The organism is uncultured Capnocytophaga sp. (genome assembly GCF_938029845.1).
Classification (GTDB): Bacteria; Bacteroidota; Bacteroidia; order Flavobacteriales; family Flavobacteriaceae; genus Capnocytophaga.
Window position 1 is genome coordinate 13,736 of sequence record NZ_CALHGG010000091.1, and the last position, 13,786, is coordinate 27,521.

Here is a 13,786-nt window from a genome sequence, read left to right on the forward strand (position 1 = left end):
AAGCCCTTTTTTAAGTTGTGCAAAGATACAAAAAATTTTTGAATATTTGTATACTTAATAGGGATAATCTTTTATTTATGGTATTTTACCCAAAATTTGCCCATCTTTACTTACATCATAGGATTGACCTGCCTTAACTACTACACAATAATAGTGTGACATATCAGCAGTTGAGATTTTTTCATACAAATAGCCCTCGTCATATATAAAAGGTAATACTGTCTTTCCTTGGGTATCTATCATACCCCATTTGCCTTTGTATTTTACCAAGGTATTGCCCTCTTCATTAAAGTTATTCGCCTCTTGGTAGGCTATAGGAAATACTACCTTTCCATGAGGATTGATATAGCCATACTTATCCTTGGACTTTACCTTAGCTAACCCCTCACAAAAGGGTTCTATATCATCATACCAAGGTGTAAGAGGTTGTCCAGCAAAACTCAAAAGTCGCTGTTTGTCATAGTATTGTGCTATAAAATCCCCATGTGTAAAGTATAAGAAAGTGTACTGTGGGGGGAACAACATCTCTCCTGAAAAGAGTACTACACCTTTTAGATTATTCTTCTCTATTTCATAATACATTTTATCCTCAAAAATACGGTCATACTCAATAGGAAGTACAATCTTTCCATAATAATCTATAAGACCATATTTGCCTTGCAGTACCACTTTTGTTACCCATTTATCACCAAACCAATAGAAATCATCATATAGTAAAGGAATCACTTCCTCCCCACTCTTATCTATATATCCCCATTTACCTTGTTTGGCAACAGGAGCAAGCTCCCCCTCAAACCCTCTTATATTATCATATTCCAAAGGAATAACAAGCTTTCCTGAGCGATTGATAAAGCCATATTTACCATTGATTCCCACCGCTGCATAGCCTTCTGAAAAGTCTTCCACATAATCATAGATGATGGGTACTACTACCTTCCCATCTTTATTGATAAAACCTCTCTTCCCTCCTCTTTCTACTATGCTAAACTCTTCTGATATTATGGTATAACCTTCATGACTATCTTCGTTCTGCTTGTCAGAAGAAAAGGTATGACACTGAGAGAACAGCAGCAGTAATGAGCTAATTATAGATGTTTGTAGGATATTCATAGCTCAATTCCTTCTACCTTTAATTTTAGCAATCCCAATTATATAGCACTTCTTCAAAATTCTTTTCTTTCAAATCCTCCTTGCGAATAAAGAAGTTAGCCACCCCCATGGTTCCCCACATAATATAGTCAGCATCAGAGTCCATCTGAAGAAGTAGCTCGGTAAATGGTGAGTCCTCCTCTCTAGGATCCTGTTGAGTGAAATAAGGATAACCACCTATGCGATGTTCTGCTCCTTCAGGAAGTAGATCGCCAAGAAGTTCTCGGGTCTCTTGGGGCAAATCCCATATCGTTTCTATCTCATCTGAAAAAGTCTCATTCCATAGACTGGTAAAAAGATGATCAAAATTGATATCAGATAGGGTAATCCCTTCCTCTCTTCGGGTAAAGCTCAAGGCTATTTCCTTATAAGGAGTAATGGGAGTGTATTCCTCTGTAAGTACATATTGGAGTTTTACCTCGTCCAAGGAAAGACTTTCGGTAAGCTCAGGAAAATAGAGTATACGCTTGCCTGCATTACTACAAGGATTTTCCAAATCCATACCAAAAAGGTCGTCACCGTCAATAATCCAAAACTGTAACAATCCCTTCTTAGGATATATATTGTTCTCAGGCAACTGCTCACAATTGATCTGTGCCACCATAAAGAATGGATTCCCTTCGCTATCTCTGGGGATATGTCCATTCTTAGGTACATAAGGATAACCACCAAACTTACTATCGGTAAGGGCAAGGTTATCAACCTTATGGGCTTCTATGGTAATCAGTTCCTTAAGGGTAGCTTTGTTAAGGGCAGCTACTAATTCTTTAATTTGTTCTTGAGTAGGCTCCATATATTTTTTTATTTTTTTTAACTGAAACTAAACCAGTTATACACTTCTTTTTCGTCAGGGGAGATAAACAGAGAAATCGTATCGGCACTATGTTCTAGATAGTTATATCCTATTACATAGCCCAAATAATCCTTATCTTCTAAAGAAATATTATATCCTTCACAGAGATAGGATTCTGTATCCAACCGATATTCCAAATATTCGTCTAAATCCTCATAAGCTTCTTCGTCTTCATCGTAAGGAGTAAGCTCATATATCTCTCGTTCGTGTCCGCTATACCCTTGTGTGTAGTGATTACCAGCGACAAACTTGCCCGTTTCTTGGTATTTATCACGGGTTACCCAATAGCTTAGCAGTGTATTCATATAAGTGGCATAATCCCCACTGATTGCTTCCCATTTCTCTAAACTCTCCTTATAGGGTGAGGGGTCATAACTGTGTTTTTCCTCTCCACTGAGGTAAAGATCCTTGTGTGCAGCATAATCTTGCTTTGCATTTTGATACCACTGAGGCAGTTCTGAAAAATTAGGCAACCAATCCATCTCTCCTTCAAAACGATATTTGTCCCCTACTTTCTCAAAACGGACAAAGAACCAGTTACAGTCTGTACGTTCTGATTCATACTCTGCCAAACCACAAGCATACATGGAAACAAAATGCGCTTTGCTTTTCTGCTGTTGTTCATTCTCTATTTCCACTGTCAATAAAGGAAAGAAAACATACTTAAACCACTCCTTAGGTGCTTCAAAAACTTCCTCTATACTTGGAAAGAGTTTTTCTACTTTGGTTACTTTTATCATACTATGTCTTATTCAAATTTTGTAAGTTATTTTCTCCCTATCATCACCCTCTGTCTTTAGAAACCTTACTCCTACTGACAACTATTCTCTACATCACCCACAATCCCAACTATATAACACATCGTCAAACTTACAATGGGCTAAATCTTCTCTATTGATAAAGAAGTTCGCTACCCCTGCATCCCCAAACATCACCGAATACTGTTCATTCCACTCGGATTCTATTTGCAGTAATAATGTATCGTGAAAGTTATCATCTTCTCTTGGATCATATTGGGCAAAATCAGGATAACCTCCTATTTTATGTCCCGCTCCATTAGACAGATATTTGTAAAACACTTTTAGTACTTCCTCTGGTAACCCCCATAATCCTGGAAATTCTTCCGAAAAAGCAGCTTCCCATATCTTCTGCATCTCATCGTCAAAATGTACATCTGCATAAGAGATACCTTCTACTGACTTTTCAAAGCCCAATGCTAAGCTTTGGTTAGGATTAAAAGGAAGCTCAAGGGCATTTTCCTGTGTGAAAATATTATTTGTTTCTCTCTTTGAGGTACTTATCTTTGTATAAAGCTCCTTAATATATGCTATAGAAAGGCTTTCCTGTATCTCTGGAAAATAGCATATCCTCTTGGTATCATTCTGGCAACGATTCTCAAAATCAACACCATAATACTCATCGCTGGCTATCCAAAATTGCAACAATCCTTTCTTAGGATATAGACTATTTTCAGGCAGTTGCTCACAATTGATTTGTGCCAACATAAAGAGTGGCTCGCCCTGAGAGGTAGTAGGTAATGTGCCCCCCTTAGGTATATAGGGAAGCCCTCCCAACTTACTATCTGTAAGAGTCAGATTTTCACCCACTGAAAGGGTAATGTGTATTACCTCTCGTACTGTCTCTACATTAAGCGAATCCGCCAATTGTTTGATTTGTTCTTCTGTAAATGTCATGACCTAAAAAATAGTTGTCAAATCAATTTGTAACTGAGGAAATTTCTCAGGGGCTACTATATCACCCGCAAAGAGCGGAAGCTGGGGTACATACCTGCCCTCTCTAAGTAGGTATATATCCAATTCTTTTTCTTCAGGACGTATCACCCAATACTCAGACACTTGAGCCTCTTGGTAAATCTCCATTTTCTTACGGAGTTCCTTCTCGGCATCGCTGGGCGAGACGATCTCCACCACCCATTCGGGAGCTCCATTACAGCGCTTACCGTCCTTGAGCTTCTCAGGATCACAGACAACACACAAGTCGGGTTGTAGTACTGTGTCCTCCTTTCTGTCAGAAGAGGTCAAAACCACATCAAAAGGGGCTACAAAAAGCTCACATACCTTTCCTTCAAGGTAGTTATCTATCTGAGTAGAGAGCTTTCTTGAGATCCGCTGATGCGCTACTGAAGCCCCTGACATTCTAAAGATCCGTCCCCGAAGTAGCTCCACCCGTTCCTCAAACTTCCACAACAGATAGTCTGCATAAGTGTAGAGACCATGGATAAGGTCTAACTGATTTATATTGGTAATTTCCATACATTTAATATTTAGTAGGGAATTGATATCCTTTCAATAGTTTTTCTACTCTGGTTACTTTTATCATGTTATTTTATTTGAAATACTCTATTTTTCGCTCTACATAGAGAATAGGTACACCCTGTTCATAGTTAATGAGCTTGACCCAGTTTCCTTGTTTGTCATTTGTATAATGAAAAGTACTAAGTTTGTTAGAAGAAAAGGTCAAATGCTCAATTAAGCGCCCCTCTGAAGAGAATTTATTCAAAAAACCATTCTTCTCATTACCATTTATTACAATATACTCCTCACTTAGTTTCTTATTCTTATCATAAATGTATTTAGAATCCCATATCGCATTTCCCACTCCTTGGAACAAGGAACATATCAGCTGATTTTCAGAATTGTACTGATAGAGTGCACGAGCACTTAGTTTCTCATTTCGGTAAGTATCTTTGCTGACAAGCTTTTTGTCCTTATAGGTATAGACTTCCTTAGCACTTGGGAATTTATCTACATCTATATAGTTACATTCTATAAGCTGTCTATCAGCATTATAGCTATATTTGCAAGTCACGCCTCCTTCCCCTTCTATCTGATTGAGAAGCTCCTCTGTTTTCTCTCCATCAGTATTGTATCTGTAGGAATCTCTTACAGCTAATTGGTCTCGTACAAAAGTTGATTTGTCAATAAGCTGATTTTTCGTATCATAAGTATATACTATCTTCTGGTGCAATGTAGTGTCGAACAAACGTTTCTCTACTAAAAAACCATTGGAATTATAGGTAATTACCGAAGGTACAATATCTATCAAAAAGGCAGCAAAAAAGGCAACAGCCCCCATTCTCTGTATCAGGTGCATCTGCTCTATTTTCTCAGACGGATAAAACCCCATAGAAAAAGGATCTCCCTTGGTTATTTTTCCATCTTTCTCTATAGTAAAATAGAATGATGTTTCTACCGATTTCACCCTACCTTTCAGCCCCATCTTTGCCCAATCAGTAGTTGCTGACTGTGCATAACTACACAGATAAGGCACTAGTAACAATATGAATATGTGAAAAAACTTCTTCATCCCTCAAATTGTTTTTATCTTGTTCCTTAAAAAGTTACCTTAACTCGTTCAATTTTCTTTCTACTTTCTTATAGACCATTTTCGTGAGGCCACGAAAATGATCACCAATACTGATAATCAACATCTTGTTCCTAAGACTAATTGACCAATATCATTTTCGTGAGGTCACGAAAATGATAACTAATACTAATAATTAATAGTTTAAACCCATTACCGACTAGAATAGACCATTTTCGTGAGGTCACGAAAATGGTCGGAAAACATCATTATCCTCTATTCTTAGGCAATTTCTGAGAATCCTTCTCTATGTTCTTTTCATCACGAGATACTTTCCTTTCTAATTTCTTAATATCTTCAGCAGCAGGTAGCTCTTCTGGTTTTATACCTCGCTGTCCTAACATATCACGTACTGTTTGATTATTTTGTACATGCTCTTGTGTAATAGATAGCTCTCCATGCAAATCATTACTTTCTACATTATAATTCGTCATTTCGGTAGCGAGGTTTTTTGCTGCGATGGTCAATGTTGGAAGAAAATCAGCTAAAGGTCTATTAGCTTTTACTCCTAAGCGCTGTTTCATATCCTCAGTTGTATATCCTCCAAAAAGTGCTGTATCTCCTTTGGATCGTATACGTGCAAAACCTTTATCATCTACACCTCTTTCATAGATATTTTGAGAAAGTTGCTTTTCAGCTGCTCTAAGTTTATCACGAGTTTCTAAACGAGAAAGCAAGTTCAGTCGTTCTTCTATTAACTCTGCTTTGCGTGTCTGTACTGCAAAATAACTCTGTGCAAAGGCTACTTCCTCTTTTTTAGGATCTCCATTTTGAGCAATAAGATAACAAGCATAACGTGTAAGCATAAAATCTGATACTTCACGTTTTCCTCCTTTACCTATATCGATCATTTTCGTGACCTCACGAAAATGATCATCTACATTGATACCCTGAGTTTTACATGAATCTACAGCTCTATGAATAGCAATAATAAAATTCTCCCAGCGAGCATAGCCCAATATGGCTTGCAACTCACGTGCAAACCATATTTCAACTCTCTCCTGTCTGTCTTCACTCTCTACATAATGTGTTATACTATCAAATGAGAGTTTGTACTGTACAATACTATTCTTGTCCATTATATTTTTTCCACCACAATCTTAGTCACAATATCATCAAAGGCGACTTCTTCTCCTTGGAGGGTATCAGCAAAAAGAATTTCATTGGCTAAGGTCTCTGCTTTGATATAGGCTTCATTGGCACGAACAGCCTGCTCAAGGGTATCTTGATGTTGCAGGCGGATACGAATCCTATCAGTTACTTCAAGGCCTGTATCTTTGCGAAGATTCTGGATACGGTTCACTAGTTCACGGGCGATACCCTCAGCACGTAGTTCATCGGTAATAGTAGCATCCAAAGCCACTACCAAGCCTGTAGAAGAACTCGCCACAAGCCAGCCTTCTATATCCTGAGAGGTGATTTCTACATCTGTCAGGTCTAAAGTAAGCGTTTGTCCTGCAAGGGTAATCTCTTTAGTACCTTGGCGTTCAAAGGATTGTATATCTTGTTGGGTAAAATCATTGATCACTGCGGCTATATCCTTCATCTGCTTACCAAACTTTGGTCCCAAAGTACGGAAGTTAGGTTTGATTTGTTTCACCAAAATACCTGAAGCATCGTCAATAAACTCTATTTCCTTTACATTCACCTCGTGCTTGATAAGGTTAGCTACCGCCAATATCTCTGCCTTCTCGGCTTCACTAAGGGTAGGGATGAGTATTTTTTGCAAAGGCTGGCGTACCTTGATCATCTCTTTCTTACGAAGAGAAAGCACCAAGGAGGAGATATTCTGCGCCTTCTCCATCTTGCTTTCTAATTGCTTATCTATATAGGACACCTTGCTCTCTGGGTAATCGGTTAGGTGTACGGATTCAGCCTTGTCCTTACCTGTTACTCCATTAAGGTCTCGGTAGAGTCTGTCCATAAAGAAAGGCGCCACTGGAGCGGAGAGCTTAGCCACCACTTCCAAACAAGTATAGAGGGTTTGGTAAGCGGATATCTTGTCTTCTTCGTATTCTCCTTTCCAAAAACGACGACGGCAAAGACGTACATACCAGTTACTTAGGTTCTCTTGTACAAAGTCAGAGATAAGTCGAGTAGCACGGGTAGGCTCGTAATCTAGGAAAGCTTCTTTAACCTTGGCCATAAGGGTATTGAGCTCGGAGAGAATCCAGCGGTCTATCTCTGGGCGTTTTTCCAAAGGTACTTCTGCCTCAGCATAGGTAAAGCCGTCCAAGTTGGCATAGAGAGCAAAGAAAGAATAGGTATTGTAAAGCGTACCAAAGAACTTGCGGCGTACTTCCTCTATCCCATCTACGTCAAACTTGAGGTTGTCCCAAGGGTTAGCGTTGGAGATCATATACCAACGAGTAGCATCGGCTCCATACTTGGACAAGGTCTCAAACGGATCTACCGCATTACCCAAGCGTTTGGACATCTTTTGGCCATTTTTATCCAATACCAAGCCGTTGGACATCACATTCTTAAAGGAAATGGTATCAAATACCGCCGTAGCAATCGCATGTAGGGTATAGAACCAACCACGGGTCTGATCCACCCCTTCGGCAATAAAGTCAGCAGGGAAGGCCTTGCCGTTATCTATGAGTTCCTTATTTTCAAAAGGATAATGTACCTGCGCATAAGGCATAGACCCTGAGTCAAACCATACGTCTATCAGGTCACTTTCGCGCTTCATGGGTTTGCCTGAGTCGGAAACCAAAACAATCTCATCTACTATGTTCTTATGCAGGTCTATAAGGTCGTAATTAGCCTCGGACATATCCCCCACTTTAAAGTTCTTAAAAGGATTTTCCTGCATGAAGCCTGCGGCTATGGACTTGTTGATTTCTGTAACCAACTCTTCCACCGAACCGATGATTTTTTCTTCCTTAGTATCCTCAGTACGCCAAATAGGTAGTGGGATTCCCCAATAGCGGGAACGAGAAAGGTTCCAGTCGTTGATATTCTCTAACCAATTGGCAAAACGCCCTTCTCCTGTAGCCTTAGGCTTCCAATTAATCTCTTGATTGAGCGATACCAAACGGTCTCTTACAGCTGTCATCTTCACAAACCAAGAGTCCAACGGATAGTAGAGTACAGGAGTATCGGTACGCCAACAATGAGGATAGCTATGAACATATTTCTCTACCTTAAAGGCTTTGTTCTCTGTCTTGAGCAATATAGCCAGCTCCACATCCCATGATTTTTCGGGCGCCTCGCCACTCTTATAGTATTCATTCTTGATATATTGTCCTGCAAAAAGGGCTGGTACTTTGTCTCCTTTAAGAAAACGCCCTTGCAAATTTACCAAAGGTACTAAGTTGTCATTCTCATCTCTGACCAACATGGGAGGTATGCCATTTTCCCTTGCCACACGGGCGTCATCTGCCCCAAAGGTAGGCGCTATATGCACGATACCTGTACCGTCCTCAGTGGTTACAAAGTCGCCTGGAATCACTCTAAAGGCTTTTTCTGGATTTTCATCAGGGAGGAACCAAGGAATAAGCTGCTCATAGGTAGTACCCACAAGGTCTGCTCCCTTGCATTCAGCCAAAACCTCATAAGGCACCTTCTTGCGATTTTCGTCATTAGCATAAGCTACAAAATCTGCCTCCTCAGAAGTTTTGAAGAACTTTGCTCCAAACTGCTTCTCTACCAATTCCTTAGCCAACACTACTTGTATAGGCTCAAAAGTATATTGGTTAAAGGTACGTACCAAGACATAGTCAATAGCTTTACCCACTGCCAAGGCAGTATTGGATGGCAATGTCCAAGGGGTAGTCGTCCAAGCAAGGATATACACAGCTCCCTCAGGAGAACCAAGTTCCATCTTTGCTTTAGGAGAGAAGTCTTTTACCTTGAACTGAGCGGTAATAGTCGTATCACTTACATCGCGATAGCAACCAGGTTGGTTAAGCTCATGAGAGGAAAGCCCCGTCCCTGCCTTAGGTGAATAGGGCTGTATGGTATACCCCTTATAGAGTAATCCCTTGTTATACAATTGTTTAAGAAGCCACCATACCGTCTCCATATATTTGGGCTTGTAGGTGATATAAGGATCGTCCAAATCCACCCAATAACCTATCTGCTCGGTAAGGTTGTTCCATATATTGGTATAGCGCATCACCGCCTCCTTACAAGCTTTGTTATAATCGGCTACAGAGATTTTTTTACCAATATCATCCTTGGTAATGCCTAATTCCTTTTCTACACCCAACTCCACAGGAAGCCCATGGGTATCCCAGCCTGCTTTGCGGAACACCTGTGCCCCCAATTGGGTATGGAAACGACAGAAAATATCCTTAAGCGAACGTGCCATTACGTGGTGAATACCAGGCAATCCATTAGCAGAAGGAGGACCTTCATAGAAAATAAAAGGCTCCTTCCCATTGCGGAAGTCTATACTTTTCTGAAATATCGCATTATCTTTCCAGAACTGCAATATCTCCTCGGCTATTTTGGTCAGTTCTAAGGCTTTGTACTCTGTAAATTTCATTTTCTAATTTTTTAAATTAAGAATTAATAGAATTATAGATTATTAGGGGTAAGATTAAGTTTTATATCTTGAGTTTTGAGTTTGATTACTTTTCTCTCTTCACTTTTAATTTTTCACTAATAAAAGAGCAAAGATATAACATTCTTGCATAAAAATCAAATATTTTCCCATATTTTTTTATTTGTAATTTTTTTTGCATGGGTATCACAATTTGACAACCTCTTAGACCTACCTTTGCCCCATCAAACAAAAATAGATAGCCATGAGAAATCAACCCACCATGCGAGCTCTGCTCCAAAAAGAAATCGCTAAGCAAGAGCGTTATATCAAGGAAAAACTAACCTCCTTACTTATTCCTTTCAAAAAGTCCCTACACTTTAGGGTCAGTAAAGCCTATACCACTTTCTCGGTGGAACTCAAAAGGCTACTCCCCACCAAAGAGTTATGGAGAATACAACAAGCCTTTCCTGAGGGATGTGTAGTGATCTCCGATAGTTTTCTGGGCGAGATGACACAGCATAAGTTCTTAGAAATACGTATGCCCAACCAAACCAGCCATTTCTTCCATCTACAGGAATTGCTGTCTTATTCCTGCTTTAGAAAGACTAAAGGAATACTCCCTATTGTCTTGGGCTTAGATGATCGTGATTTATATTCTATAGACTTAGCAAGCTCCAAGCATATCGCTATAGAAAGCGATCAGCCTTCCTACCGCTACAAGCTCCAACAGCTTTTCCTACATTCACTACTAACCCCCAACAACCGCAAGCGGGTACAAATCGCTTGGATAGAAGAGCCTAATGAGCACCCTGAGCTGCGCTCCCGTATCGCCCCCTTTATGCTTACTGAAGCCTTTCAAGCTCAGGAGGTACTTCCTTTGGTTATAAAGGAAAATGAAAAACGCAAGGCAGAAAACGTCTTTGATACCCGCTGGGTCATATTCGTCAGCGATGCCTATACCTCTTACCACCAGCACAAGGACTTATTCAATACCTTAGAAAGCTGCCAAGAGCAGGGTATCCACCTGATAGGCACCTCTGAGTGCTTGGACAAAGATACCATGACGGTAAAGGACATCATGGAGTATAACAGCCTTTTCAACCCTTCCCTATGGATGGACTCTGAAGGGCGTTTGCATCATGAGCGCAGCATTATCCAGCTGCCTTTCTTTACCGAAGAGACAGAAATTCCTTTTGAATCTTCTCAATTGTTGGACAAACGTATCAATGAAATCTTAGGGGAAGCAAGGATGAATCTACCAGTCACATCTATGGATTTTAGGCAAGCACAAAGATTCCTTTCTTCTCAAATAAACAGACATCACCTTTGCAGCAGTGATGGACGTATAACGCTATCCCTAAGCGCTATTCATTCCACACTTAACCGCATGCATCAAAAACTTTCTTATAACATGATAGAGCACCTAAGTAAAAACATCAGCTATTTTGTAGAAGATACCTATGAAAAGCTAACCAAGCTAAAAGAACTACGCATAGAGCCTAAAAGTGGGCATGTGCTAATCAATGGGGAAAACGTTTATAACCCTACTCAGGATGGTGATTTAGTACCCCTCATTGCCCAGTCCATCCATGACCTTACTTTACACGCTGTCTCACAAACGGTTACAGCCTTAGACCTCTTGGATGAAGCTACCTATCCGCAACTTACCCTTATAACTCAAAGCTTGTTAAAAGGTGAACCCTACAAAGAGATTGCTCCTCGGACAATCCCCATCGCCCTACTCAGAGAAGTAGAGAGCATTCTCTCACAAGAGGAGTTTCAATTAGCTAGAAAAGACGAACCTACTAACGAAGAAGCTTCTTTAGGCATAACCAAAAAAGACATTATCAGCATTGTAAAAGAGCAAGTAAATGAAGCTACTACTAACGATACTTTCTTTTTTGCCAATATAAACAAAGTCAAACCTGTTTGGTGGATTGAACCCAATAAGGATCATTTCTTAGGAAGTTGGCTCCTATTAAATGATAAGGATAAAAAAAGAAGTCCATGTATTCAAGATAAATAACAACAATTTCTTTGGTAAACTAACAACTAGAGAAGACAAAGACAACTCATATAGACTAGAAATTTTGACAGAGCAAGCTCCTAATCACTTTATTGATAGGTTCTCTAATGTTGATTTCAAAGAATATTACATTCAGACAATCAAGTACTAAAGAATTAATACTGCTCTTAACTTTCTAAGACGCAATAAACTCTCGTCTTCTCAGAAGACTACATTAATCAAGAATTATCTTAGCCCTATCTTTAGAATAGAGACGAGATAAGTTACGTCTTAGAAAGTTAGAATATCGTATTTTAAACATTATTTTACATTATTAATTATAAATATTAAGCAATAAATAATAAAAATTATTTGTGTATATAAAAATAATTTCGTAGTTTTGTAGCACGTTTAACTTATAAAACAAATATGAGAATTTTAGAAAAAGAACAAGAGTTTAAAGAATGGCTTGAACAAGGTCACTATGAAAAAAGAACCATTGGAAGCCGTATTGCTAACTGTAAAACAGTTAATGAAAAATATGACCTTTACAAATATTTTAAAGAGGGAAAAACTCAAGAAATTTATAGATTGTTTACCTATACAACTGATGATAAGGATAGCGGTTTAAAACCTCTACATGCTATTCCTATCAATGGAAATCCTTATACAGGAACTCATACCTATAAATCTACTATAAAGTTATATTTTAGCTTCTTAGGTTATTATGAAATAAAACAAAAAGAAACAAAACTAACTGATATAAATATTTTTAAAGAAGATGATTATATTTCATATTTAGATGAAAATATCAGTAAAGTTAAGGATTATATCAATTACATTAAAAACATCTATAAATTATTAGGGGTTGAACTATATTCCATAGTTGAGGATATATATAAATCACATAATATTGATCTATTACACTATTTAAAAGACGAAGGAGCTAAATATCTATTGTCTACTTTTAAAGACCTATCATCTATTACTCAATATACTTCTGGATTCAGGAAATATATTGATTTTATAGAGCAGGCTATTTACAATGACTTTGACACTATAAGCGACCCTGATATCGAAGATGAAACAGAAATATCTGAAAAGTACAAGATTGAAGAGCTTTTATTTATTCCTAAAGATAGTTATACATTTGAGGAAATTCGTGAAAAATTCTTTAATAGATTAACAAGCCAAAATCGATTTAATCAAAAAAGTGATTTCTACTTCCCTATTCGGTTTATCGGACAGTATTTTAATAAAACAGGAGATAAAAAATACTTTGAAAATATCATTAACAAACAAATTAGTAATATTCAATTCTTCTATAATAAAGATCATCATGATATTATTAAGAATCTAAAAGAATTAAGTATATCAGAGGATGGTCGTGTATTTATTAATGGAGAAGCCATCCTATCTGAAGACTCAAAAAACAATTATGTCCCTTTTGAAGTTAATGAAATCTCGGAAATAGACATTGATCATAAAAAATCTATGGATTCTATTCTTAGAGAATTGAAAGGAGAAGATTTTGGTCAATTAGTAAAAATAACTAAGGCTTTAAATGAGAAAATAAAGAAACGCAATAATAAAAAATTAGCAAAAAAAGGAACTATTCTTTCTGATGATGTGGAATTTAGAAATAGTATTGACAAAACAGAACTTAAAAGAGAATTTGAGTATATTATAGGTAAAATGGAATTGCAACTAATGCAAAATACCCATAATAACTACAAACGTAATAAAGTTTAATTCAATCTTTTTTCATTTGTTATTTATACGCCTCTATGGTATCCTCACTGTAGAGGCGTAATTTATTGCATCTTAACACTTTTCACTCTTCACTTTTCACTCTTCACTTTTCACTCTTCACTTTTCACTCTTCACTTTTCACTCTTCA

General features: G+C 38.1%; 10 protein-coding genes. 2 read left to right on the forward strand and 8 right to left on the reverse strand.

What is annotated here, in order from left to right:
- Nucleotides 1–75: 75 nt before the first annotated feature.
- From Q0625_RS06620 to ileS, 8 genes are all read right to left on the reverse strand, one after another.
- Entirely contained in the window at nt 76–1,110 is a 1,035-nt protein-coding gene (locus Q0625_RS06620) for a WG repeat-containing protein (RefSeq protein WP_298824851.1), read from the reverse strand.
- Between the two features lie 25 nt (nt 1,111–1,135).
- Entirely contained in the window at nt 1,136–1,942 is an 807-nt protein-coding gene (locus Q0625_RS06625; RefSeq protein WP_298824853.1) for a DUF1963 domain-containing protein, read from the reverse strand.
- 17 nt (nt 1,943–1,959) lie between these two features.
- A complete protein-coding gene (locus tag Q0625_RS06630; RefSeq protein WP_298824855.1) occupies nt 1,960–2,742 on the reverse strand; it encodes a hypothetical protein in 783 nt (260 codons plus the stop codon).
- A 93-nt stretch (nt 2,743–2,835) separates the two neighbouring features.
- Nucleotides 2,836–3,696 (reverse strand): DUF1963 domain-containing protein, encoded by an 861-nt coding sequence (locus Q0625_RS06635; protein WP_298824857.1) that lies wholly within the window; start codon nt 3,694–3,696, stop codon nt 2,836–2,838.
- A 3-nt stretch (nt 3,697–3,699) separates the two neighbouring features.
- Nucleotides 3,700–4,275, reverse strand: coding sequence for a Uma2 family endonuclease (locus tag Q0625_RS06640; protein WP_298824859.1), 576 nt, complete (start codon nt 4,273–4,275; stop codon nt 3,700–3,702).
- A 73-nt stretch (nt 4,276–4,348) separates the two neighbouring features.
- The gene (locus tag Q0625_RS06645; RefSeq protein ID WP_298824861.1) at nt 4,349–5,329 is read right to left on the reverse strand and encodes a hypothetical protein; all 981 of its coding nucleotides are present in this window, start codon (nt 5,327–5,329) and stop codon (nt 4,349–4,351) included.
- Between the two features lie 266 nt (nt 5,330–5,595).
- Nucleotides 5,596–6,465, reverse strand: a complete 870-nt coding sequence (gene dinD / locus Q0625_RS06650) for a DNA damage-inducible protein D (RefSeq protein ID WP_298824863.1) — start codon at nt 6,463–6,465, stop codon at nt 5,596–5,598.
- Nucleotides 6,465–9,881, reverse strand: a complete 3,417-nt coding sequence (ileS, locus tag Q0625_RS06655) for an isoleucine--tRNA ligase (RefSeq protein ID WP_298824865.1) — start codon at nt 9,879–9,881, stop codon at nt 6,465–6,467. The genes dinD and ileS overlap by 1 nt, the downstream gene beginning before the upstream one ends.
- Before the next feature lie 262 nt (nt 9,882–10,143).
- On the opposite strand from ileS, the gene Q0625_RS06660 reads away from it, so the two are divergent.
- Together Q0625_RS06660 and Q0625_RS06665 are read left to right on the forward strand one after the other, a co-directional pair.
- Nucleotides 10,144–11,907, forward strand: coding sequence for a hypothetical protein (locus Q0625_RS06660; RefSeq protein ID WP_298824867.1), 1,764 nt, complete (start codon nt 10,144–10,146; stop codon nt 11,905–11,907).
- A 408-nt stretch (nt 11,908–12,315) separates the two neighbouring features.
- Nucleotides 12,316–13,638, forward strand: a complete 1,323-nt coding sequence (locus Q0625_RS06665) for a hypothetical protein (protein WP_298824869.1) — start codon at nt 12,316–12,318, stop codon at nt 13,636–13,638.
- Nucleotides 13,639–13,786 lie beyond the last annotated feature (148 nt).